General features: G+C 46.6%; 18 protein-coding genes. 4 read left to right on the plus strand and 14 right to left on the minus strand.

Annotation, left to right across the window (positions count from 1 at the left end):
* Positions 1-49: 49 nt before the first annotated feature.
* The 4 genes from putA to L5M49_RS12060 all read right to left on the minus strand — a co-directional run bounded on the left by putA (position 50) and on the right by L5M49_RS12060 (position 6,554).
* The gene (gene putA / locus L5M49_RS12045; RefSeq protein WP_263266147.1) at positions 50-3,244 is read right to left on the minus strand and encodes a bifunctional proline dehydrogenase/L-glutamate gamma-semialdehyde dehydrogenase PutA; all 3,195 of its coding nucleotides are present in this window, start codon (positions 3,242-3,244) and stop codon (positions 50-52) included.
* A 537-nt stretch (positions 3,245-3,781) separates the two neighbouring features.
* Positions 3,782-4,333, minus strand: coding sequence for a TIGR04211 family SH3 domain-containing protein (locus L5M49_RS12050; RefSeq protein ID WP_173248552.1), 552 nt, complete (start codon positions 4,331-4,333; stop codon positions 3,782-3,784).
* A gap of 224 nt (positions 4,334-4,557) precedes the next feature.
* The gene (locus L5M49_RS12055; RefSeq protein ID WP_028761838.1) at positions 4,558-5,847 is read right to left on the minus strand and encodes an inorganic phosphate transporter; all 1,290 of its coding nucleotides are present in this window, start codon (positions 5,845-5,847) and stop codon (positions 4,558-4,560) included.
* 26 nt (positions 5,848-5,873) lie between these two features.
* On the minus strand, positions 5,874-6,554 hold the full coding sequence (locus tag L5M49_RS12060) for a TIGR00153 family protein (protein WP_105251552.1): 681 nt from the start codon (positions 6,552-6,554) through the stop codon (positions 5,874-5,876).
* A gap of 230 nt (positions 6,555-6,784) precedes the next feature.
* On the opposite strand from L5M49_RS12060, the gene L5M49_RS12065 reads away from it, so the two are divergent.
* Positions 6,785-8,281: an inorganic triphosphatase gene (locus L5M49_RS12065; protein ID WP_263183028.1), complete on the plus strand. Its 1,497-nt coding sequence runs from the start codon at positions 6,785-6,787 to the stop codon at positions 8,279-8,281.
* A gap of 83 nt (positions 8,282-8,364) precedes the next feature.
* Here L5M49_RS12065 and L5M49_RS12070 read toward each other — a convergent pair whose 3' ends face one another.
* The 8 genes from L5M49_RS12070 to L5M49_RS12105 all read right to left on the minus strand — a co-directional run bounded on the left by L5M49_RS12070 (position 8,365) and on the right by L5M49_RS12105 (position 15,399).
* Complete coding sequence (locus L5M49_RS12070; protein WP_105253058.1) at positions 8,365-9,189, minus strand: ion transporter; 825 nt, start codon at positions 9,187-9,189, stop codon at positions 8,365-8,367.
* A gap of 155 nt (positions 9,190-9,344) precedes the next feature.
* The gene (locus tag L5M49_RS12075) at positions 9,345-9,674 is read right to left on the minus strand and encodes a hypothetical protein (RefSeq protein ID WP_028761837.1); all 330 of its coding nucleotides are present in this window, start codon (positions 9,672-9,674) and stop codon (positions 9,345-9,347) included.
* Between the two features lie 101 nt (positions 9,675-9,775).
* Entirely contained in the window at positions 9,776-10,429 is a 654-nt protein-coding gene (locus L5M49_RS12080; RefSeq protein ID WP_028761836.1) for a hypothetical protein, read from the minus strand.
* 163 nt (positions 10,430-10,592) lie between these two features.
* A complete protein-coding gene (locus L5M49_RS12085) occupies positions 10,593-11,282 on the minus strand; it encodes a PspA/IM30 family protein (RefSeq protein WP_028761835.1) in 690 nt (229 codons plus the stop codon).
* An 11-nt stretch (positions 11,283-11,293) separates the two neighbouring features.
* Positions 11,294-11,707 (minus strand): YjfI family protein, encoded by a 414-nt coding sequence (locus tag L5M49_RS12090; RefSeq protein ID WP_105251554.1) that lies wholly within the window; start codon positions 11,705-11,707, stop codon positions 11,294-11,296.
* A 78-nt stretch (positions 11,708-11,785) separates the two neighbouring features.
* On the minus strand, positions 11,786-13,510 hold the full coding sequence (locus tag L5M49_RS12095; RefSeq protein ID WP_263266148.1) for a polyamine aminopropyltransferase: 1,725 nt from the start codon (positions 13,508-13,510) through the stop codon (positions 11,786-11,788).
* A gap of 4 nt (positions 13,511-13,514) precedes the next feature.
* Positions 13,515-14,414 (minus strand): DUF350 domain-containing protein, encoded by a 900-nt coding sequence (locus L5M49_RS12100; protein ID WP_113939026.1) that lies wholly within the window; start codon positions 14,412-14,414, stop codon positions 13,515-13,517.
* A 13-nt stretch (positions 14,415-14,427) separates the two neighbouring features.
* The gene (locus L5M49_RS12105) at positions 14,428-15,399 is read right to left on the minus strand and encodes a hypothetical protein (RefSeq protein ID WP_263266149.1); all 972 of its coding nucleotides are present in this window, start codon (positions 15,397-15,399) and stop codon (positions 14,428-14,430) included.
* A 238-nt stretch (positions 15,400-15,637) separates the two neighbouring features.
* On the opposite strand from L5M49_RS12105, the gene glnE reads away from it, so the two are divergent.
* Together glnE and L5M49_RS12115 are read left to right on the plus strand one after the other, a co-directional pair.
* Positions 15,638-18,493: a bifunctional [glutamate--ammonia ligase]-adenylyl-L-tyrosine phosphorylase/[glutamate--ammonia-ligase] adenylyltransferase gene (gene glnE / locus L5M49_RS12110; RefSeq protein ID WP_263266150.1), complete on the plus strand. Its 2,856-nt coding sequence runs from the start codon at positions 15,638-15,640 to the stop codon at positions 18,491-18,493.
* Positions 18,494-18,597: 104 nt separating this feature from the next.
* Complete coding sequence (locus tag L5M49_RS12115) at positions 18,598-19,569, plus strand: sensor domain-containing diguanylate cyclase (protein ID WP_263266151.1); 972 nt, start codon at positions 18,598-18,600, stop codon at positions 19,567-19,569.
* A 77-nt stretch (positions 19,570-19,646) separates the two neighbouring features.
* On the opposite strand, the gene L5M49_RS12120 is transcribed toward L5M49_RS12115, so the two are convergent.
* Positions 19,647-20,606, minus strand: coding sequence for a sodium-dependent bicarbonate transport family permease (locus L5M49_RS12120; RefSeq protein WP_263266152.1), 960 nt, complete (start codon positions 20,604-20,606; stop codon positions 19,647-19,649).
* A gap of 138 nt (positions 20,607-20,744) precedes the next feature.
* Here L5M49_RS12120 and L5M49_RS12125 point away from each other — a divergent pair, with 138 nt between their 5' ends.
* Positions 20,745-21,743, plus strand: coding sequence for a LysR family transcriptional regulator (locus L5M49_RS12125; RefSeq protein ID WP_173242949.1), 999 nt, complete (start codon positions 20,745-20,747; stop codon positions 21,741-21,743).
* A gap of 124 nt (positions 21,744-21,867) precedes the next feature.
* Here the strand turns inward: L5M49_RS12125 and L5M49_RS12130 are convergent, their stop codons facing one another.
* The gene (locus L5M49_RS12130) at positions 21,868-23,493 is read right to left on the minus strand and encodes a methyl-accepting chemotaxis protein (RefSeq protein ID WP_168822572.1); all 1,626 of its coding nucleotides are present in this window, start codon (positions 23,491-23,493) and stop codon (positions 21,868-21,870) included.
* Positions 23,494-23,908 lie beyond the last annotated feature (415 nt).

Consider the following 23,908-nt stretch of genomic DNA (forward strand, 5'->3'; position numbering starts at 1 on the left):
CGCGATGGCTAAAGATGCATCGCGATATTCTAAAGCAAGTTCAGTGTACTTATTCTTCGCTATCACCGAGTGACAGTAAGGTCGCATTACCACCAATAGCTGTGATGTTGTTGGTGCGAGTCTTTTCAGTCACAAAACGGGTTAAGTAGTGTGGGCCACCGGCTTTAGGACCTGTGCCTGACAGACCTTGACCGCCGAAAGGCTGTACGCCCACCACAGCACCGATTTGGTTACGGTTAATGTAGACGTTACCCACGTTCACTTTGTCGGCAACTTCCAAGGCATGGCCTTCGTTACGGCTATGGATACCTAAGGTTAAGCCAAAGCCCGTGCTGTTGATTTCATCGATCACTTTGCCAAGATCTGCCGCTTTATAACGGATCACATGCAGGATTGGGCCAAAGTGTTCTTTCTCAAGCACTTTAATTGAATCGATTTCAACGGCGGTTGGCGACACAAAGTGACCATTCTCAGTACCAGCGGGCAGTGGCATTTGCTTGATAAGCTTACCGACTTGCTTGATATGGTCGATGTGGGCATCTAAGTTAGCTTTGGCGGTGGCGTCAATCACTGGGCCTACGTCGGTTTTGATTGAACTTGGGTTGCCAATCACCAATTCATCCATGGCGCCTTGCAGGACTTCGATCACGCGATCGGCGATGTCTTCTTGGAGGAAGAGCACGCGCAGTGCGGAGCAGCGTTGGCCTGCGCTGGTGAATGACGATGAAACCACATCGTTAACCACTTGCTCAGGTTGCGAGGTTGAGTCCACTACCATGGCATTTTGACCGCCAGTTTCGGCAATCAACGGAATAATCGCGCCATCACGGTTGGCCAGTGTACGGTTAATCAGTTTTGCTGTGCCAGTTGAACCGGTAAAGCATACGCCGCCGATACGTTCATCGGCCGTAATTGCGCTACCCACAGTCGCACCCGTACCGGGTAGGAATTGCAGAACCTCAACAGGAATACCTGCTTGGTGAGCAAGTTGTACTGCACGATAACCAATAATCGAGGTTTGCTCCGCAGGTTTCGCGATAACAGTGTTACCCGCCGCTAATGCCGCAGAGACTTGACCGAGGAAGATGGCCAATGGGAAGTTCCATGGGCTGATACACACGAATACGCCGCGGCCTTGGAGGAACAGTTCGTTCAGCTCTCCCGTTGGGCCAGGAAGCAGTTCAGGCTTCGCCATCATTTTCTTAGCTTGTACAGCGTAGTAACGACAGAAATCAACGGCTTCACGTACTTCGTCGATACCGTCTTGAATGCTCTTGCCTGCTTCACGGGTACACAGGGCGATCAATTCTTCGCGGTTTTCTTCTAATAAATCGGCCAATTTTTGTAGTGCAGATGCACGGGTTTCCACTGGTGTGCGTGCCCAAGAGGCAAATGCTGCTTCAGCAGACGCGACGGCTGCTTCGATTGCAGCTTTGTCGGCGAAGGCGACTTGACCTACGGTTTGGGTAGTGTCGTATGGGCTAACAACCGTTTTATGTTCGCCAGTTAAGGTTTTACCGTTAACCAGAGGGCCCGCTTGCCATTGGGTATTTTTAAACTGTTCTAGTGCCGCGAAAAATGGCTCAGATTCGGAAATGATGTTCATATTGAGTCCCTTGGAATTTTTGCGATCGCTACCGAAAATATCGGCAGGTAAAACGATTCTGTTGTTAGCCAGGGTTTTGTAACCCGTCAGTGTTGTTAGCGGATGTACCACTAATGACTCGATGGGGGTTTTAGGATCCACCAGTTTGTGGACGAACGAAGTATTCGCGCCGTTTTCCAGCAGGCGACGAACTAAGTAGGGCAGTAGATCTTTATGGGCACCGATGGGGGCATAAATACGTACCGCTTTAGCACCGGCTTCAGCCAGAATCGTGTCGTACAGCTCTTGTCCCATGCCGTGTAAGCGTTGGAACTCATGGTTACGATCGCCCGCCATATCGGAAATTGCCGCCACGGTTTGCGCATTGTGGCTAGCAAATTGTGGGTAGATAGCGCCGCGAGTCGCATCCGATAACAAGTAACGGGCGCAGGCGAGGTAAGAAACGTCAGTACCGGCTTTGCGAGTGTAGAGTGGATAAGCGGCTTCGCCAGCTTGTTGCGCCCACTTAAGTTCGCTATCCCAATAGGCGCCTTTAACTAAGCGAACTGGGATTTCATCCCCTTGATCTTTCGCTAGACGCGTTAACCAAACCAGTACGGGCAGGGCACGCTTAGAGTAGGCTTGTACTACTATGCCGAGTAATCCCCAGCCTTTAGTTGCTTCAGCATTAAACAGTTTTTGGAACAGTTTTAGTGATAACTCGAGGCGATCGACTTCTTCAGCATCGATAGATATACCGATATTTAAACCACGTGCCAGCTTAATCAGGCGAATCACTGTGTCGTACAGTTCAGTCAAGACGCGGTCTTCATTGGCCACTTCGTAACGTGGGTGCAATGCCGATAGCTTGATGGAGATTGTTGGGCGCGGTGATTCATTTTCGTTATAGCTTTGAGCACCGAGCTCAGTGATCGCATTGGCGTAATCGGTATAGTATTTCTCGGCATCTTTGCGAGTTAACGCGGCTTCGCCCAGCATGTCGTAGGAATGGGTATAACCTAACCTACGTTTGTCTTCACTGTTTTTTAGGGCTTCTTTCATGTTGCGGCCCAGTACGAACTGCTTACCCATGATCTTCATCGCAGCCATCATGGCTTGACGGATCACGGGTTCACCCAGACGATTCACTAAGCGGCTCAGCAAGTTGCTTGGGGTACCATCGAGTTTTTTATCGAGTTTAACGATTTTACCTGTGAGCATTAAGCCCCAGGTCGATGCATTAACCAGCACTGAGTCACTCTTGCTCATGTGCTCATCCCACTTAGCGCCTGAAAGCTTATCTTCAATCAGCGCATCGGCAGTGGCCGCATCGGGAATTCGCAGTAAAGCTTCGGCTAAACACATCAGGATAATGCCTTCCTGTGTTTCTAAGCTGTATTGTTGCAGGAAGGCATCTATGCCGACCATCAAACCTTTTTTATCGAATTGACGAACCTTATTGACCAGTTCGTGGGCACGACGAGTGACGCGCTCTATGGCTTCATCACTTGAGGGAACTAGTTTGATCAGCTCTGACAAGTATTGTTCTTCATCGACAATGTAGTTGTCGCTGACTGCTTTGAACAGTTCGTCGAGATTGGCAGAATCGTAGCGGCCTGCCAGCACTTCACTCGCTTTGAACATAGTTATCGCTTCCATCTTGGCCGTTATTGGGGCGCTATTGTTGAAACAAATTGGGAGGCGCTAAACGCATTTGATATTTTGTATACAATATGAAGGTTTGCGCGCGCAGATTATACAACCAAAATGTGACGGACAACACTATAGCGTGAAAGATTGTGAAGCTTGTTTGATTAGCTTGTTAATAATACCAATCGTATTAAATATCTGTTCATTCAGCGGGAGTTCAACGCGCTTTAGACAAGGCGAAGGCTTAAAGACATAGTGGTGCTCTGTCGAAAGCCTTGAACGCAGTATAAAGCGCGTTGCCATGTAGTGAACATCAGCCGCCCTTCGGGAGCCTCACAGGCATCCCACTCCCGTGTTGCATTGACTTAAAAGGGAATAACCATTTCTGCGCCAATGCGCCTTGGATTGAGATGCCTGTGAGGCTCTGAACTGATTAGATATTTAAGGTGATTGGTATAAGTCGATGTAACGCTTGATTGACAAAAAAGCCAGTGTTTTCAAACACTGGCTTTTGGAAGGTAAATTAAGACTTTTTGTGTGTCAGACTCACATCCAACGTTTTTTATTGCGACGTTGTGGTCTAGGTAAATACACCAAAATAATGCCTAGGATTAAGCCCATGCCTGCGATTAATCCACCTTGGCGCCAAAGTTCAAAACGTTCGTCTTGAGCTGTGCGATCTACCGCATTTTTCAGTTGATCACGTTCTTGAGTCGTTTTAGCTAGGTTGGTTTCTAACTCGCTTAGTTTAGCCTTTAATTCGAGCAGTTCGCCGGCATGATTATCCGTTGAACTTGATACTTCTGCTAACTTAGCTTTGGCCTGTGCGAGTTCAGTTGTTAACACTGGGACTTGTTCACGGAAACTTTGAGTCGAACTGATCAAGTTGGTTTGTACCCAACCTTCACGGCCTTTATGGTCGATTATTTTGGAGTAATCACCTTGAGTTTCGTTGAGCAGTGTCACAGGTTGACCCGCTTCAATTGATCCAACAATTCGAAACTCAGTACCAGGGCCACCTAAAAGATACAGAAACACGTTATCCGAGATGTAGCGGGATTGGCCTTCGGCCAGCAGGTTGGAAGACAGCAAGATCATTCCTACCAGAGTCAGGAGTCTAAACACTTTTGTATTCTCATCAACGAAATAGTCTGCACATGCTAGGGATTTGAGGCCTGTAATGCAAGAGGGAAGTCATAGACTTCCCTCAACTTTACGGCATCCATGCTATGACCATTCCAATTTAATTCAATCTTTCCTACGACCTTCTAGTCTTAGGCGCTAATACTGCTTAATGTCAGCAACACATTTAGCGAGACTTCTTAATTAAAAATACCTTTAATCATATAGAAGAAGATGATTGATAGGCCAGCACCTGCTGGTAGGGTCACAACCCAAGATACGACGATATTACGTACCACACCAATGTTAATCGCTGCGATACCACGGGCCATACCTACACCTAATACCGCACCCACTAAGGTTTGTGTGGTAGAAATAGGTAAACCAGTGCTAGAAGCAATAACTACAGTTGTTGCCGCGGCTAATTCTGCCGCAAAACCACGACTTGGCGTCAAGTGAGTGATGTTTTTTCCGATAGTTTGCATAACGCGCTGACCAAAAATCGCCAGACCCATCACAATACCTACGGCACCCAAAGGTAAAATCCACCAGACTAGAGGTGATTTCGCTGCAATCTCACCACCGCTATTGACGACTGAAACAACCGCCGCTAATGGACCAATCGCATTTGCTACATCGTTTGAACCATGGGCAAAAGCCATACAACAAGCTGTCAGAACCATCAGGATCGCAAACACTTTTTCAACGTTTTTGAACTGGGTTTGACGATCTGCTTTATCGCTCATTTGTAAGCGTGAAATGGCGATTTTACCTAAGATACCAACTACAGCGGCAACAGCACTTGCGAGTAGGTAAGACTCGGTAACTGAGAAATGCAGACCAACATGGGATAAGCCTTTCATAATCGTCATTAATGACATGATGAAACCAGCAAATGCCATATAGAAAGGTACGAAACGCTTTGCATTACTCAATGGGTCATCAGTGTTAAAAATGAGTTTTTGAGTGCTTTGGAAGAGGATGAATGCCATAAAGCCCGAAATAGCGGGGGTTACGATCCAAGAGCCTACAATCCCGCCCACTTTATCCCATGAGACTGAATCTGCACCAACACCCACGGCGGCGAAACCAATAATCGCACCGACGATGGAGTGAGTCGTTGATACCGGCCAGCCAAGAGCCGATGCGACGACAAGCCAAATACCTGCTGCCAACAATGATCCTATCATGCCGTAAACCAGCAATTCAGGAGTCGCAGTGAAATAGCTAGAATCAATAATACCGCTACGAATAGTATTGGTAACTTCGCCCCCAGCTAAAAATGCACCGGAAAACTCAAAGATCATTGCGATAATAATCGCTTGTTTAATTGTAATTGCGTTTGAACCTACAGAGGTTCCCATCGCATTGGCAACGTCATTCGCCCCAATACCCCATGCCATGAGAAAACCAAATGCAGCCGCAATGGCAATAAGCCACGGGCCATTGGTGACTAAGACGTTAGCCACCTCAATACCTGCATCAACCATATTGATACCTTGATAACCTTAATTTGTTAAACGCGAGCCAGCATAAGCTCAAGACGCGAACCGACGCGTTCGGCAAGATCTGCAAGACCACCGACCCATTCAATCGTTTTGTAGAGGAACATCACATCGACAGGATTCAATTCAGATTCCATAGCAAATAACTGACGGCGTAACTGAATTTGTAGATCGTCAGTATCTTCTTCGATGATATCGAGTTCGTTGATCATTTTTGCCACTAAGTCGACTTCACGGCCACGGAAACCTGTTTCTAACAGATCTTCGAGTTCATTAATGACTTGTTTTGCTAGTGCTACCGCATCGATACAGCGTTGTAGATAAGCAATAAATGGGACTTGCATGACCTGAGGGATTAACAGCTGACGGCCGATAACACGACCGGAAATATCTTTGGCTTTGTTGGCTATCTTGTCTTGTTGAGTTAAAAGTTCCAATAAATCTGTACGTTCTACTGGCATAAATAAACCGCTTGGCAGAGTAAGGCGGATTTCACGCTTCAGTGAATCTGCTTGCTTCTCGGCTAAACTAATTTGCTTACGTAATTGAACTGCACTGTCCCAGTTGCCTGTGATAGTGGCTTCGAAAAAGGGGACGAGTAACGATGCGCAATCGTGTACTTTGTCCATGTGCTCTTGAAGAGGCTTAATTGGCGATTTTGCAAACACGCCCAAAATAGAGTTTACTGGCATTGCCGTTTACCTATTTAGATTGTTCCATTATTGGAAAAAGCGGGCGCATGTTAACCTATGCGTCCGCGTATTGAAACTGTGTTTTTCAGAAAAAACGACAGGTTTATTCTAACGGGTTATATACCAACTGCAAAACCAAATCCTACGGGATTTTTATGACACATTTGTGACATTATGAACTAAAGATGACGCATCGATGAATATTTGATGACAAAATGAGCGGTTACGCAATGAATGCTGAGATTGAATTAAAACTGTTTTTCCTGCCGATATATCAAGAATCCCTGATAAATAAGTTAGATAGTCTCGATAATGCCGTACCTCAAGGTCAACGTCGTTTGGCGAATGGTTACTTCGACACCCCTGACTTGCAATTACGTCAGTGGGACATGGGATTGCGGGTGCGCGGTTACGATGCGCACCGAGAGCAGACCATAAAAACCGCAGGACAAGTCGTGGGCGGCATTCATTCGCGGCCCGAATACAATGTGACTATCCAATCCGATAGCCCAGACTTAAGTCTATTTCCTACCAGCATTTGGCCCGTTGATGCCGATTTAGCGGCGACGCAAGCTCAGTTGACTTGTATATTTCACACCGATTTTTATCGTCGCGCTTGGCATGTTCAGATTGATAACAGCGTGGTCGAAGTGGCGTTAGACATAGGTGAAATCACCGCAAATGGCCAGCAAGAAGCCCTGTGTGAGCTCGAGTTTGAACTCCTCAGCGGCGATACTGAGGCGCTACTTAAGCTGGCGATGCAAGTGGCGAGCGTTGTGCCCGTGCGTTTAGGTAAGGCCAGTAAAGCGCAGCGGGGCTATCGATTGGCGGGCAAGGCTAAGCCGCTCGATTTAAAAGCATTGGAATTTCTGCCACTGGCCGAGTCACACGATTCTTCTTCACAGGATTTAAGTGCAAACTGCCAAATCCTGCTTGAAACCGCCCTTGAGCGTTGGCAATTATTAGAGAGCATGATCGCAGAGGAAAGCGACCCTGAAGCCTGTGTGGTACTATGGTGGCGGATGCGCGCCTGTATTCGTTTGCTGCGCATGACCCTAAATCAGTTCGAATTATTGAATGTGACACTGTCTAGCCAATTTATGCTGATTGAAAAGCAGCTCGATTTTATTGAGCAGGCACAGGCGTTGACCGCTTTGCTTGGTAGCCAAAGAGGCTTATTTGCTAAACTTGGCCAACACGCCCAAGTTAAAGTGCGACTTCTGGCGCAACTGACAGAGATTAATCTGACGGGACGCTTACTCTTCCTATGGCAACAGACCGAATATGGTCAATTACAGCTGGCTATTGTTGAACTGTTGCTAAAGATCAGTGCTGGTGAAGTGGACATCACCCATCAGCCTAGCTTACGCCAGCATGCCGATCGTGCTCAGCAAGCTTCTTGGATGGCGATAATTGAGGTCATGCCACTCAATAGCGTCATGACAGCGGCGAATTATCTACAAGTGGCCACAGTGTTGGATGCGAGCATTCTTGTGGGTCATGCCTACGGCAGTTTATATGAGGCGAAATCACGGGACGCATTTCGTGCACCTTGGCAAGATCTCGCGCTTGGGATTAAAACTTTGGCTTGTTATCGCGCCTTACAGGATGCGAGTCGGGAGTTAGATATCAATTTAGCTGAGTGGCTGGAAGACAAGCAGCAGAGTTTGTTGTTTGCTATGGAATCGACACGCCGTAACGCGATGCAACAGCAGGTCTACTGGTAGTATTACTTTTTATCGCTGATAAACGGAAAAGGCTCAATCTAAAATAGATTGAGCCTTTTCATTAGTCCGTTTTCGCAACAAAGTCAGCTATTTTTTGTTTCGATAGCCTGCTTAAGTTCCGCAATTTGAGCCAGCATTTGCGCTTGATTTTGTTCTATTTTTTGTTGGTTCTCTTCCATTCTCGCTAAGGCTAATTCAAGCTCTGATTTGATTTCGGCTTTATGCGCATCTTGGCGTTCTTGGCGTTCAGATTCATCTGGCGCGACAAATACCGATGCCATATAACCTGAAATCACCCCAAAAAAACTCACACCGCTGACAATGACCACGCCACCTATGATGTGGCCTGCTGTGCTTACAGGATAATAATCGCCGTAGCCGACGGTAGAGATAGTGACTAATGCCCACCAAATCGCTTGCTCAGCGGTCTGGATATTGGCGCCTTCGGTGCCGCTTTCGACGATGAGCATAATGACGGAAGCTAATGTTAGAATCGTCACCATAGCAACCAGTAAACTGGCTAAGGTGGCTTGTTTACGTTGTTTTACCAGTGGGAGCAGCAGTGAGCGACTCATGCGGATCAGGCGTATTACCCGTAGGATTTGAAAAAGCCGTGCCATACGTAGGGCTTCAATCGCCGGAATACTGGCAATAAAATCAATCCAATGGTGTTTAATGAAAAAGCGTTTATCGCGAGCACGGATCAACCCAACAAAGAAGTTGATCATAAAAATCATGCAAATACTGGTATCGACAAAGAAGAGCAAGCGGTAGGTTTCGCTATCTAGGCGGCCGAAGGTCATGACAAGTACTATGATCACCGACAGCAAGGACAATAGCATCATCGCCATTTCGAATGGAGAAGGAGTGCCAAGGGTGCGAAGCGACCATGGGGTTTTATCTGTCATGCCAAACATGATCCCTGTTAAGTGCGGCGAATATCACTACTAAAGTAAAAGACTTTAGGCTGTGAGTAAATTGACTGAGTTAATAAAAGGGCTATAAATCGATTAATCGCGCCAGCCAATGGTAAGAAGGGTTGGCGCTTGAGATCAGCGTTGCTTTAGGTTTCATCAACAAAGTGGACTAAATCGTCGAGTACACGACGTTTAATTTCTAGCTGTGAATCGGCACTTAAACCATATTTCTCTGCCAGTTGCACATAGTCATCTGCATTGAGTGACACGGTAAGACGCGGACGCGTTGGCCGTTTCGATACGCTAAGACCTAAAATAGTGCGAATTTGATCAGAAGGGCTAACGCCTGCATCTAACGCGGCTTTACGAATAGAGTATTGAAATTTTTCATCGAGATCGAAGGCAACCTGTGTCGCCTTAGCGGCTTGTTGGTTCTTTAACCATTGCTCGGGCAGAGGGTGTTTGGTTTTACTCATGGCGTATTACCTATTGCTATCAACCGTTTCTAGCGCTTATCTGTGAGATTGTATTGGGATTATTGATAAAGTGCGAGCACGCACTTTATCTTATTTTCGTGTTATTTCGCCGGCCAGTATTCCCGAATATCCGTTAGCGGGCGATATAGGGTCAAGACGACATCGGTATCACCCCCTTCGTAGACTTCCACTTCGACGGCGCAGCTTTCATTGTCATCAAGTAATAAATAGTACTCAAAGGGCTCACCTGTGGCGCCATTGGCATCCTGTGGCGGCTTTTGGCCACGATAATCCTGACGATGGAAATAGCCAAAAGCGGCAAAAGTCACTTGGTGGTATTGTTTTCCAAGCCATTGTTCAAGTTGTTCAGCTAAGTCGGCCGGTAATACTTGCGTAGTTAACTCGGCATGACCCGGTTCCTCGAACAGGGCGCTGAATTGCTCGAGATCGAATAATTGCTCCACTTGGGCGCGGGAAACCTTAATCGAAAAGGCGAGATAGGTTTCGTCGTCTTCTTCAATGCTCAAAAAGAGAGTATCGCTACCATGTCCCTTGAGTAACCACTCGGAGTGTTGTTTACGTTCAGACTCGTAAGTATGTACGGCTTCGACTCTTAATTGTTGACCACGGAGTTGTGGTGGCAGGGCAAAACTATCATCGATTGAGATCATGTCGCCGACATTGAGCTGGGACGGGTGATTGAGCTCGCGCTGTGGCGGGGCTTTCTTACCAAAAATACTATTGAAAAATCCCATAGTGACTCCTGCTGACTATGCTCGCGTGCGGCCTCATATTGATTGGCTGCGGATATTCACGGGCAATAGTGGTCATTTTTATTTAATGAGGATGAAACAAAAAATGCCGAGGTCAGTAGGGGGTGATGATCCCACTGAGACTCGGCATTCGGTCAATCATTGCTTAGCTTTTACGTGCTTTGATTCGATCTAGCACTGCATTTGCGTTTGACTTTTGCTCACCAATACCCGCTTCGGCTAGTTTGGCTTGCAACGACTTATCACTGTTTTCATCGGCTAAGGTTTCAGCCGCTTTTAAACGGTCGTCAAATTGTTGCTGACGTGCCTTGATACGTTCTAGTGAATCTTTAGCGTTCAGCAGCTTAGAGTTGCTAGACGCGAACGAGTCAGTAATGGTTGCCGTCGCTTTTTGCACGCTTTCGGTGGTTTTAACCATGCTCAACTGACGTTGATAATCAGACAATTGGCGTTCGGTTTTCTTCACTAAGTCTTTCAAGCGTGCAGCATGGGCGCTAAAGCTGTCGTTGGCGCTTTGTTGCTCAGACAACTCTTGGTCTAACTGAGCAATCTTTTCAGCAATTTCAATCGCTAAGGCTTCATTGCCTTTGTCCAATGCTTGAGTTGCATAACCTTCGTGTTCTGCAATCGAACGTTTCAGACGGTCGATTTCACGGCTGGCTTGCATTTCTTTTGCCATGACATCGGTCAGTTCACGTTTAGCATTGGTTAAATGCTTTTCTGCATCACGGATTTCCTGTTCGAAAATACGGGTTGAGTTTGCGTCAACGATGCTTTGGCCAACTTCAGTGGCACCACCGCGAAACGCTGTTAAAATTTTATTCAGAATGCCCATTTTGTGGCTCCTTATTTCAGATAGTCGACCAATTCATCAATAACTTCTAAACAGTTATCAGATAAAACTGCTAATTCTTGCTCGATTTCGAGCATGCTAGATTGTAGTGATAGCGCACCGTAAACCACGTATTTGTCATCAATTTTTGCAAAAGCTGACAAGGGCATTGGAATGTTGAGCTCTAGCATGGTTTCAAACATTTCACTGCGACGTTCTTGATTTACTTCGTTCTCGCCCCACAGGTAGCTGATGCAAAGTACTTGGTTGTCCGTTACCGATACAAATACCGGGATTTCTTCACGGCCGACCACATTCACTTGCAACACTTCGACTTCACCATCGATTGGATAACAATCAAATTGAAAGCCAGTTTGGCTGTTGTTGCCAAGACTGTTGAGGTGATTGGCAATGGTATGGATATTCATATTTGTCCTTATTGACATATTATGTCTGTGTTCAAAGATAGCACTGAGACATAATATGTCAAGTACTATCTCATCCTATTAAAAAAGATCCAGTCCTTGATTCTCGGACCAATCTTGCAAATGGTAGTGATACAGCTGCAATGAACCCAATTTATTGGGTTTTATGTTGGCGGCATCTTGATAAAAATTGGCTGGAAACTCAAAGGCGCCATCCACTAAACCTAAAGTGAGCCAGTCATCTTTGATGGGCAACTCAGTTAACTTCGCTAATCTGTGTTGTGCATCGAGTCCGCCTAAGGTTGCAATACTCCAGCCCCATTCGCCAAAACTGGGCACATTATGATGGTACTGCTTGACGTCAAATCCCGCCAATGCCAAGGTTTTTGCTACCGAAATAAAGGCCTTAGGGGCATGGTAAGGCGATGTTGACTGTACAGTCAGAGCGCCATCACTGCTCATAAGTTCCTTTAATTTACGGTAGAAATAGTCCGAATAGAGCTTATTAAGATCGGGATGGCTCGGATCGGGCAAGTCTACGATAATCGCATCGTATTTCACGCCTGTGGCAATCAGTTTATCGACACCATTAAATGCATCGTCGTTGATCACTGTGACACGGGGATCGTTCAGTGCATTGCCATTGAGCGCCAACATAGCGCGACTGAGACTATCGGGCATATCTGTATCGGGCGATTTAAATAATTGCACTAGGCCCACATCGAGATCGAGCAGCGTGACTTGTTCAGGTTCCCAGCGCAGTACTTGTTTGAGACCGAGTCCATCACCGCCGCCAATGATCAGCACCTTGTTGTGACGGGCACTGGCCGCGAGCGTAGGATGAACGAGAAACGTATGGTAGATGTGCTCGTCTATGCTAGAAAATTGTAAGCGACCATTGATGTATAAAGCATAAACGGGCGGCAGACCGTTACCGCGCAACCGCTCGGTGAAGGTCAGCTGTTGGAAACGTGTCGCCTTGGCGTAAACCACTTTGTCTTTATAGAGCAAATTATTGAATTCTTGCTCCCAGCGTGGGCCGTGGATTGCTAATACGAGTAAGACACCAGTCACGATAAAATGCCCACTCAAAAGCAGTTTAGGGCGGCGGATTTTAGGCCAGAATCGCCAAATAAACACAAAACCTGCCAATAAATTGAAACTGGCGGTTAAGGCGGCGGCGAGTTGGATATCGATGGCGAGCATAAAGCCAACCCAAATGGCGGCACCTATGCCTGCGCCTATGTAATCAGCTCCGTAAATGGTGCCCGCGTTATGCAGTAAATGCTCGTCGGAAAGGGATTGGCGAACCCTAGCAATCAGCGGGATTTCCATACCAATCATCAGGCCCAATAACACACCCCACACATAGGGTAAGTATTCGCTGAGTTTTTGCAGCGAGCCTATCATGCCACCTTCGGGCAGTTGATCTGGCGGTAAACCTAAGGTGTTAGCAATGATCAATGGTAGTTGTTGACCAAAACCAATCACCGCTGCTGTGATTAAAATGGCGAGTGAGCCACAGAGTGCAACTGTAAGTTCTAAGATCACAAAACCGGTAAAGGCATCACGGATCTTACGGGCGGCGAAGGCACCTAGCCCCATGGAGACAATCATTAAGCCTATCATGGTGTAAATGGCGGCTTCTAATGCGCCTAAAATGCGGCCCGCATAGTGGGATAAAAGATATTCGTAGATCAGGCCGCAACCTGCTAATACGGCCATAATGCCCAATAAGAGAACATCGTCGAACCAACCTAGGCGGCTAGGTTTAGCCGCCGAGGGAGTTAAGCTAATTTCTTGCATTCGATTAAGCCATCAGTGCCGTAAGAATAAGTGCGATAGCGATACTGATCGCCATTTCTACTGCGGCGATACCGATATTGTGTTGTCTTTCCACTTCATCGGCTAAATCGATACGGGCCAATACCAGTTTCTTCACGACGAACAGCAGTAAGGAGAGCGCGATCAGCATAATGACTGAGAACACTAACCAACCGATCACGTTAGTCACATAAGCCGTTGGATTATAAATAATAAAGTGACTGGCAGCATTAAAGCTCAGTGCCATAGCAATCATATAACCCGCATGGCGTAGCGCTAACGCTGTATGACCTTGGGCTAAGGCTTGCTGCATAGACGAGTCTTGGTTGCGGCTTGCGAAACGGTTTTCACGCCAGCGCGTGAGTAGCACTAACATCAACTGAGAAATCGCAAAGGCGCTGAAGATGGCAATGAAGGTATCGACCGTTAAATCTTCTGCCCACAGCAAGACGGAGCGAATGATAATGGCGGTAGCAATAGCAACGCTGGCATCGACGATAGCGACGGACACATTACCTTTGATGATTTGCTCGTTCTTATCAAACTCATTTAGCGCTATTTTATCGTGGAGAAAACGGCCGAGTTTAATCAGTACTAAACCAAATAAACCATAGCAGCTCATGCCAATCGCTTCGGTAAGATAAGAGTGTGCCGCAGCGCCTGTGATAGCGCCTGTAAGTACTATGCCTAGGGCGGCAACTGCGCCAGCGGTACTTATGCCAAAGGCAAAGTTATCCCGCTCTGCCAGCTCCTTACTGCTATTGACCTTTACACTCCAACCTTGCAAATAACGCATTAGCGTTAGCAAAATTACGGCTATGGTGAGATCGATAGCCAGAATGATGGCTAGCTCTGGTGTGATACCGAAATCCTGAAATAATGTCATTGGAAATCCTTAGTTACTTGCCCCGGCGCACACTGCGGGTCGTGCGATTGCTGGAATTGCGGAAACTGCTGTCTTTAGCATAGTTAGATCGAAACTTACTGTTCGAACTCTTGCTCGCACTTGTCGTGCTGGCCTTAGGTGCGCTGGTACTTTCACGGGATAACGCCGTGCCACCAGTTCGCGGTTTAGCATAAGGGCTGTCAAAGCGCTTGCCTTGTGAGTCGAAACGTTTTTTCGTTTGTTCGAAAGTCTTATTTTGCGCATCCGCTTGTTTGGGTGAGGTATAGCGATAACGACCTACGTCATTGTAATAGCTATAACCACGGTTACCCGACCAACGATCGTAGGAAACTGGGCGATTGAAAACATTCGAAAACATCGAATACATGCCATACCAAGCCCAAAACGAAGTGCCGCTTGAGTCGGTTTGCCAGTTGCCGTAAGAGGGATTGCCGACCAGTTGACTACCAGGGCCGAAATCTTCACCGCCATTGGCTAATGTTGCGGCCTCACGGCTAATCGCATTTACGCGAGCCAGTTTGCCGTCGGACATATCGGCGACCACGTTGACGGGATCAGACAACATATCGTTAAACAGACTGGGATCTGCGGCTTGATAAAGATTTTCCGCTTCGGCCAGCTGTTGCTCGAGATCAGCAAAGTTACTCGCCACTTTCGATTCATCTAAACGACGTTTCAGCGAGGTATACATGGGACCTTGGGTGCCAGAATCCTTTGCTAATTCATCGAGTAAGGGTGCTAAATCGGGTTTCTGTTGCTTTAGCAGTGTCGTGTATTGTTTTAAGAGATTAGCGTTACGCAACTGGCCGTCATCGATCATCGTCGTGAGCGTAGCGAGACGTTGCTGTGTGAGTTGTTGATACTTCGCGATTTTATCCGGTCTGTCATCGCCACAACCCGTCAGCGATAGCGAAACGGCTAAAAAAAGTATCGATGTGAGAACACGGGTTAGCATTCCTGCCATGTTTTCTCCAAAAGGTAATGAAATAAAACTCAAATACTTGCAGGCAATAATAATCCGCTTGCCCAATATGCCTGCCGCGCAGGTTATAGTACCCTTAAATGCCACAGATAAAAGTGTAAACCTTTATTTGTGTGTTACATCAGGTAGCTGCAAGTCTCGTCGAACATAACATGATGTGGCGTCAATCTATATCATTTACGACATAATATGTCGATAGCTAAATTTGTTAGGGATTATTATGACCATGCAAAAAGACAGTAATAAGTCATTGTCTATTCTTATTAATCAAACCGCTGAACGCAATTGGCTGCGATTAGAGGAAGCATGGTCCGAAGGACTTGCGCAATTAACGCCTGCTCAGCAGCGAGAACTCAAAACGGTTTTGGGACTCAGTGATTATGTTGCGGCTCAACTATGCCGACATCCCGAGTGGATCGCTATGCTGTTTGCGGGTGATTTAAGCCTGATTGATCGTAAAAACTTTGATGTTGATTTACATGAAGAACTTGCTAGCACGACCACTGAGGAGATGGCTAAAACCACCCTGCGACGGTTTCGTAACTATCAAATGGTGCGTTTAGCTTGGCGTGACTTTTTAGACTATGCCAGTTTAGATGAATCCTTGCTTGATCTGTCGGCGCTCGCCGAAGCGTTAGTAATCTGTGCCCGCGATTGGCTCTATAAAGATATGTGCGCTCAATATGGCACGCCGATGGACAGAGAAGGAAATCCGCAACCGCTACTGATTTTAGGCATGGGGAAGTTAGGCGGTCGCGAGCTTAATTTCTCCTCCGATATCGATTTGATTTTCACGTTTCCTGAGCATGGCGAAACCGTCGGCGGTCGTCGCAGTTTAGATAATCAACAATTCTTTATCCGCATGGGGCAAAGGCTAGTGAACTTGCTCGATCAAGTCACAGTCGATGGTTTCGTGTTCCGCGTGGATATGCGTTTGCGTCCCTACGGTGAAAGTGGCCCCTTGGTGGTGAGTTTTAGTGGTCTTGAGGATTATTACCAAGAACAAGGGCGAGACTGGGAGCGTTATGCCATGGTCAAGGCTCGTGCGCTCGGGCCTTGGAACCATTTCTCCGATGAACTACACAGCCTCCTGAGACCCTTTGTGTATCGCCGTTATATTGACTTTTCGGCAATAGAATCCCTGCGGAAAATGAAGCAACTCATCGCGCAAGAAGTGCGGCGCCGTCATTTGACCGACAATATTAAACTCGGTGCAGGCGGTATTCGTGAGGTCGAGTTCGTGGTGCAAAGTTTTCAATTGATCCGTGGCGGCCGTGAGCCTGCGTTGCGTCAGCAGAGTTTATTCGGTGCTATCGATACGCTTTACAGCTTAGGGCAGTTTGAATATTTGGCGGTGGATGAGCTTAAACACAGCTATTTACTGCTGCGCCGGGTTGAGAATCTGCTGCAAGCCATTGACGATAAACAAACCCAAACCTTACCGAATAATCCACTGGATTGGGCGCGATTGTGCCATGTACTCGATATGGCCAATGAGGTTGATTTACGCACTCATATTGAAGCGGCAATGAGCAAAATCCATCGTCATTTTAAAGCCACTGTGGGTGGCGAAGAAGGCGAAGAAAAAGCCGAACATTGGACAGCGCAGCTGTGGAATATGCAAGACCTTGATGATGGCATTACGTTGTTGGCCGAACAGCAAATTGATGATGACAAGCTGTGCCCTATGCTTAGCAGCTGGCGCGAAACAGTGACTAAGCGTTCCATTGGTCCACGCGGGCGAGAAACCTTAGATAAATTAATGCCAAGATTATTGGAAGAATTGATTCATCAACAGAGTCCATCGTCAGCTTTTGAGCCCGTGTCTAAGGTGCTGGAGCAAATTTTAACTCGCACCACTTACCTTGAGCTTTTGTGTGAAAACCCAGGTGCGCGGCAGCAGTTAGTGAGCTTGTGTTGCGCCAGTCCTTGGATTGCCGCGCAGTTGGCTAAATTTCCCATGTTGCTTGATGAGCTTATCGATCCGTCGCAGCTCTATGACACGACCTCCATCGACGATTATCCGAGCGAGCTGCGTCAGTACATGATGCGCGTGCCCGAGGATGATATGGAGCAGCAGATGGAAGCGCTGCGACAATTTAAGCTTTCACAACAACTTAAAATCGCCGCCGCCGATGTCACGGGTGTTTTACCCGTGATGCAAGTGAGCGATCACTTAACTTTTTTAGCCGAAGCTATTATCGAACAAGTGGTGATGCAGGCGTGGCAACAGGTTTCAGTGCGCCATGGGGTGCCCGCTCACCTTGAGGGTAGTGACACAGGCTTTGCCGTTGTCGGTTATGGCAAGCTCGGCGGGATTGAATTGGGTTACGGCTCCGATCTCGATTTAGTTTTCTTGTGTGAAAATAAAACAGAGAACGGCCTGACCAATGGTGATCGCCCGATTGAAGTTGGTCATTTTTACCTCAAACTTGCCCAGCGCATTCTGCATTTATTCTCGACTCGCACCACTTCGGGGGAGTTGTATGAAGTGGATATGCGCCTGCGTCCTTCTGGCGCCTCGGGTTTGATGGTCAGTGAGATTGAGCGTTTTGGCGAATACCAAGCTAATGAGGCGTGGACTTGGGAACATCAAGCTTTAGTTCGCTCGCGTTTTGTTTTTGGCGACAATAGTTTAGCGGTTAAATTCAGTCATATTCGCGCTTCAGTATTGGAAAAAACCCGTGATAAAGCTGAGCTGCAAAAAGCGGTACGTGAGATGCGTCAGAAGATGCGCGATCACTTGCTTAAAGTCAGTGATGGCATGTTTGATTTAAAGCAGAGTCCAGGCGGGATTGCCGATATTGAGTTTATTGCCCAGTACTTAGTGCTGGCTAATGCTCACGAGTATCCAGAGCTAACGATTTGGTCTGACAATGTGCGGATTTTTGGTGTGTTAGCTGAGCTTGAACTTTTGCCAATGATGAGTGCCCAGCATTTAACTCAGACATATTGCTTACTACGGGATGAAAATCATCGACTGACTCTGCAACAAAAGGCGGGGCAGTTACCAGTGTCAGAGGTAGAAGACCATGCTGAGCGGGTGTTAAACATTTATCGTGCTGTGCTCGAATAGTGCAGTCTTTAAGGGGATTAAGGCTGATACGAATTTCAGCCTTAACACCGCAAGAATACACCATTTAGGCTAGAGTTTAATGAGAGCAGTTAGCTGAGAGTGCCATGCAATTACCTACAATTCCTGAAAACGAGCTGCAACGCTTGGCTACGTTACGGGCACTTAATGTGCTCGACACCGATGCCGAGGAACGTTTCGATCGTATTACTCGGCTTACGCGCAGAATTTTCTCCTTGCCCATCTGTGTTGTGACCTTAGTAGATGCCGATCGGCAATGGTTTAAATCCCGTCAAGGATTGGAGGTGACTGAAACACCTCGGGAAATTTCATTTTGTGGACATGCGATCAATCATGACGGCATTTTCATCGTGAACGACGCCCTCAAAGATCCCCGCTTTAGTGACAATCCTCTGGTGACTGAGCAGCCGCATATTCGCTTTTACGCCGGCTATCCCCTCACCATTCACGAGCAATATCGGGTGGGTACTTTGTGTTTAATCGGTACTGAACCGCGGGATTTTACGGCTGAAGACATTGAAACCTTAACGGATTTAGGACAAATGGTAGAGGCTGAATTACTCTCTATCGCGCAAAATACCTTAGATCCCTTGACGGCTATTTCGAATCGACGTGGTTTTGAATTACTGGCCCATCAGTCACTGGCGAGTTGTCGACGTACCGAATCTGAGTCGGCCTTACTCTTCTTCGATCTCGACTTTTTTAAGGAAGTGAATGACAGCTTTGGTCATCGCAAGGGCGACCAAGTGTTATACGATTTTGCCCATATCTTAATGACTGCTTTTAGGGAGTCGGATGTGATCGCAAGGCTTGGCGGTGATGAGTTTGTGGTGTTATTAAGTTTTGTGCATAGCGATACAGTCAATCGGGTCATCGAGCGTTTTAAGCAGTTACTTGATCAATATAATCAACAGCATCCTAAGCAACATAGATTGGCGACCAGCATAGGTATCGCCCATTGGACACCGGATTCGGATATGAGCTTAGAGGATCTGTTAGATTCCGCCGATAAAGCCATGTATCAGGATAAAGCCACACATCACAGTGATGCATCTTAAATTGTTTACGCTTATGCCAATGAAAAGGGAGACAATAATGCCTCCCTTTTCATTGGACTTTATTCGGCGAAGAAGTACTAAGCTGTAATGAGCGTTACCCAATGTTGATATAAGGGTAAGCCAATTAACACGTTAACCGGAAACGTAATGCCGAGTGAGGCCAGCATAGCCAGCCCTATATTGGCTTCGGGGATTGCGGCACGAATGGCCGCTGGCGCTGCGATATAAGATGCGCTGGCACTTAATGCCGCTAACACTAAAATGCTGCCTGAAGGTAAGTCCAGCCAAACACCTACACCAATACCACACCAAGCCAATACAAAGGGCGCTACGGCGGCAAACATTAATAACCGCCATTGTTTAAGTGGTAGCGGCAAACACACTTTGGCCGTTACTAAGCCCATTTCCAGTAAAAATAATGCCAGTAAGGTTTTGAATCCGCCTAGTAGCACAGGTGTAAGCGGCGCAAGTCCCGTTGGGCCGTAAAGCCAACCTATCACCACACCGCCAAGGAGTAATACAACGCCACGACTGGTTAAGGCTTCGTGCAACACGCTTGATTGAGTTTCATTTTTGGGTGATGTTTCAATTGCTTTTTTGGCACTTAAGTATCTGTGTAACCAGAGCATTACGACAATAGCAGGTAGTTCCAGCAGAACGAGATACAGGGTCGTTTCTGGCCTTAAGATCAGCCCAGATTTTTCAACCATAGCCATCACCACCGCAAAGGTTCCCGCACTGACGGAGCCGTAATGGGCGGCAATACTAATGGCATCGGTATGGCCAATGCGAACCAGCCGGGTTAGTACAGGGTATAAGGCCAAGGGGATAATCAAACCTAAGGCAACAACCGCTAACAGCTCAGTGAACACTAAGTTTTGAGTGTGACCGTGGAGCGCCATTCCGCCCTTTAAACCTAAGGTAAGCATTAACAGTATGGATAGGGTTTCGTAGATCGCGGGTGGGACTTTAAGATCTGATTTCACTAGGCCAGCTAACAGGCCTAAGGCGAAAAATGCAATGACAATATCGGGCATGGGTATCTCATTAAGTTTGACTTTTAAGCCGTACAAAACGCGCTTGTTTGTCGGGTGATCCTGATGGCTGGTGATTTTGGACCTAATTGGTTATATTGAAAAATAAATTGTTTACCACCTAGGTATAGATAATTGTCTATGGATAAGCGTTCGTCATCGACTCAGCTTAAATTGCGGCATTTGAGTTTTCGGTTACTGCAGGTGTATGTGCAAGTGGTGCGGTTAGGTAATATTTCCGCAGCTGCGAGGGCATTGCATTTAACTCAACCCACAGTGTCATTACAGCTTAAAAAACTGGCCGATGTGTTGGGCGAGCCATTACTCGAGAGTCGTGATGGCCGCATGTTACCGACCTTGATTGGTAATGAGTTGTACCGCGCAGCTTGCGATACCTTGAGTCGTTTTGAGGATTTTGATGCTTTTATGCAGCAGGCTAAAGGTGGCAGTGTCGGTCACATCAATATCGGTATTGTCACTACCGCCAAATACGTGTTACCACGGATTTTAGGGGCATTTTATCGGCAGTTTCCACAGGTTAAAGTGACCTTAAACATTGGTAACCGTGCCCATGTATTAGGTCGATTTGAACGTCAAGAAGATGATTTATACCTGTTCAGTCATCCTCCAAGTGGCGATAACGTGTTATCTGCACGCATCATTAAAAATCCGCTGCAACTGATTGCACCAAAGGAGCATTGGGCTGTGGGTCGTGAGCAAGTGAATTTTAACGAGCTTAAGAATGAGCGTTTTATCGTGCGCGAACCGGGGTCAGCCACCCGCTTAATGTTCGAGTCTTGGTGCAGCGGACAAGGCATCACGCTCGGTGACACTATGCAAATCGAGAGTAATGAGGCGATACGCTTGAGCGTCGCGTCGGGCTTAGGTTTGTCGGTGATTTCGGCGCATACCTTGCAAGAAGGGCGCGAAAAACCTGCAATTCTAACTGTTACGGGGTTTCCGCTCGAAAGTAACTGGTATCTAGTTGGCCGTAAAGATCGCCGTTTGCCCTATGCCGCCATGCAACTGGTGGATTTTATGGCGGCGCATTTGGTCGAGTGTATCGAGCCAGAATGGGTTGCCACTGATATCAGTGAACTGGCTATGCACTTTAATCATGCACCGCAAACTCGGTCCTAGCACTCTTGAGTCTTGCTTGTATTATGGAATGCTTTATTAAACTAGATCATAGCGTTATGCATTGAGGGTAACGGTTTAACACATCTTGTGCCATTACCCTCTGATTCCATTATAAAGTGATACTCTAGACTTTAAATCGCGTCAGTAGATTGTTCAGTTCAACGGCGAGTCTTGAGAGCTCATGTGCTGAGGCACTGGTTTGCTGTGCCCCCGCAGCACTTTGGCTGGCAAGATCACTAATATTCACAATGTTTTTATCGACCTCACGTGCGACTTTCGCTTGCTCTTCGGCGGCGCTTGCAATGACCATGTTGCTGTTATTCATCGTACTGATTTGGCGATTAATCGTGTTTAATGCATCCCCTGCCAATCTTGCGACTGAGAGTGCCTGTTCAGCCTTTTGGCCGCTGTGCTGCATCGATTGCACAGCCGTTTCGGTGCCGTGCTGGATTTTGTTAATCATGTCTTCAATTTCACGGGTCGAGGACTGAGTGCGATGGGCTAGGGCACGAACTTCATCAGCAACAACCGCAAAACCACGGCCTGTATCGCCCGCTCGCGCCGCTTCAATGGCTGCGTTTAAGGCCAGTAAATTCGTTTGCTCAGCAATGGCGCGGATCACATCGAGAACTTTGCCTATATCCCTCGCTTGAATCGCTAAGGTTTGAACAACCTGTGAACTTTGCGTTACATCCTGATTCATGTCGATAATGGCTGCGACTGTCTGATCTACCTGTTTTTTACCTAATTCGGTACTGCGGGCGGTTTCTTCAGAGGCTTCTGAAGCGAGCACCGCCGTATTGGCAACTTCATCTACTGCCGAACTCATTTCGGTAATCGCAGTTGCCGCTTGCTGAATTTCATCATTTTGTTGCTGTATGCCGCGGGAAGCATCTTCGGTGACAGAATTGAGTTCTTCGGCGGCGGAGGCGAGCTGGCTAGAGGAGTTTGCTATATGGGATAAAGTGTCGCGCAGGTTTTGCTGCATTTCAGCTAATGATTGCATCAGTTGACTGGTTTCATCTTTACCCTCTGTACTGATTTTCTGTGTTAAATCCCCCCTTGCGACTGCTACTGAAATGCCTACAGCTTCCTTCATTGGCTGCACGATACTGCGAGTTAAAAATATTGCCACTACAAATGCAGCGATTAAGGAGCCCACTATCATAATGCTGTTTAGCCATTTACTCTCGTCGTAGGCTTGTGCAGTTATTTGACCTTGTTCCTTTGCATATTCAGTATTCAAGCTGCCAATGCTAATGAGCGTCTTTGTCATTTTTTCGGCTTGCACTATCATGACATCATCCATGATCCGTTTAGCTTCGGCTGCATCATTCGCCTGTAGCTTGCTGATCATCTCATCTTGATGCTTTAAATACAGATCAAGGCTGCCACTAAATTCTTGATAGAGCTCCTGCTCACCTGGCAGGCTAATTAAAGGCTCATAGTTTTTTTGATCCGTTTTAATACTCTGGCGGATTTGCCTTAATGTATCGAGTCCTTTGTTAAGTTCTGCTGCCGAATTTGCTAATAACAGGCGAAATGTAAACACCCTAGCGCGCATCACATTGAGGTTGATGCTCGACAGACTGACCAGCGTAGGTAGGGTATTATCTTCAATTTCTTCTGCAGTGGATCGCATGGATGACATCGTCTGTAATGACATGATTCCTTGAAGTAGCAACACAAGAGCAAGTAATCCAAACGCAGCAATTAATCGTGAGCCAATCTTAAATTGTCGTAACCACATAAGTTAATCGTCCCTGTATTTAAAATAGTTCCGTTTAAGGCAGTTCTTAATATTTTCTAGCGAATACTTCGAACTAAGTGTCATGGCGCTTATTCAGAATCATGAGTCTTTAGTTGATTGCATAAACTATAGATTATATTTTTCAGCTTTTATGTTGCAGGTTGTAAATTTGATCGATTTAAACCTATAGGCTGTAAATTAGAACAATTGAAACTAAGTTACACCGTACCTTAAAACTCAAGGTTAGCAACAGCTAGAAGCAAATTGAACGTAATGAGTCATTTAGTTGTGTGAATTGAATCGATTATGGCAGATGAGTTTTCTATTTTATGTATTTGATTTTTAATTATTATAATTTTTTTTGTTGTACTAGTTTGTCTATGATTGCAGATTTTCAATTTAGGTACTTATTCAT

This window comes from Shewanella sp. SM74 (assembly GCF_025653725.1).
GTDB classification, from domain to species: Bacteria; Pseudomonadota; Gammaproteobacteria; order Enterobacterales; family Shewanellaceae; genus Shewanella; species Shewanella oncorhynchi.

Coding starts and splice junctions, on each gene's coding strand:
- L5M49_RS12070 (WP_105253058.1), bottom strand. CDS start 9,189: ATGACAGATAAAACCCCATGGTCGCTTCGCACCCTTGGCACTCCTTCT.
- L5M49_RS12120 (WP_263266152.1), bottom strand. CDS start 20,606: ATGCCCGATATTGTCATTGCATTTTTCGCCTTAGGCCTGTTAGCTGGC.
- L5M49_RS12055 (WP_028761838.1), bottom strand. CDS start 5,847: ATGGTTGATGCAGGTATTGAGGTGGCTAACGTCTTAGTCACCAATGGC.
- L5M49_RS12125 (WP_173242949.1), top strand. CDS start 20,745: ATGGATAAGCGTTCGTCATCGACTCAGCTTAAATTGCGGCATTTGAGT.
- putA (WP_263266147.1), bottom strand. CDS start 3,244: ATGGAAGCGATAACTATGTTCAAAGCGAGTGAAGTGCTGGCAGGCCGC.
- L5M49_RS12130 (WP_168822572.1), bottom strand. CDS start 23,493: ATGTGGTTACGACAATTTAAGATTGGCTCACGATTAATTGCTGCGTTT.
- L5M49_RS12095 (WP_263266148.1), bottom strand. CDS start 13,510: ATGCAAGAAATTAGCTTAACTCCCTCGGCGGCTAAACCTAGCCGCCTA.
- L5M49_RS12050 (WP_173248552.1), bottom strand. CDS start 4,333: ATGATCTTGCTGTCTTCCAACCTGCTGGCCGAAGGCCAATCCCGCTAC.
- L5M49_RS12080 (WP_028761836.1), bottom strand. CDS start 10,429: ATGGGATTTTTCAATAGTATTTTTGGTAAGAAAGCCCCGCCACAGCGC.
- L5M49_RS12085 (WP_028761835.1), bottom strand. CDS start 11,282: ATGGGCATTCTGAATAAAATTTTAACAGCGTTTCGCGGTGGTGCCACT.
- L5M49_RS12060 (WP_105251552.1), bottom strand. CDS start 6,554: ATGCCAGTAAACTCTATTTTGGGCGTGTTTGCAAAATCGCCAATTAAG.
- L5M49_RS12065 (WP_263183028.1), top strand. CDS start 6,785: ATGAATGCTGAGATTGAATTAAAACTGTTTTTCCTGCCGATATATCAA.
- L5M49_RS12075 (WP_028761837.1), bottom strand. CDS start 9,674: ATGAGTAAAACCAAACACCCTCTGCCCGAGCAATGGTTAAAGAACCAA.
- L5M49_RS12115 (WP_263266151.1), top strand. CDS start 18,598: ATGCAATTACCTACAATTCCTGAAAACGAGCTGCAACGCTTGGCTACG.
- L5M49_RS12090 (WP_105251554.1), bottom strand. CDS start 11,707: ATGAATATCCATACCATTGCCAATCACCTCAACAGTCTTGGCAACAAC.
- glnE (WP_263266150.1), top strand. CDS start 15,638: ATGACCATGCAAAAAGACAGTAATAAGTCATTGTCTATTCTTATTAAT.
- L5M49_RS12100 (WP_113939026.1), bottom strand. CDS start 14,414: ATGACATTATTTCAGGATTTCGGTATCACACCAGAGCTAGCCATCATT.
- L5M49_RS12105 (WP_263266149.1), bottom strand. CDS start 15,399: ATGGCAGGAATGCTAACCCGTGTTCTCACATCGATACTTTTTTTAGCC.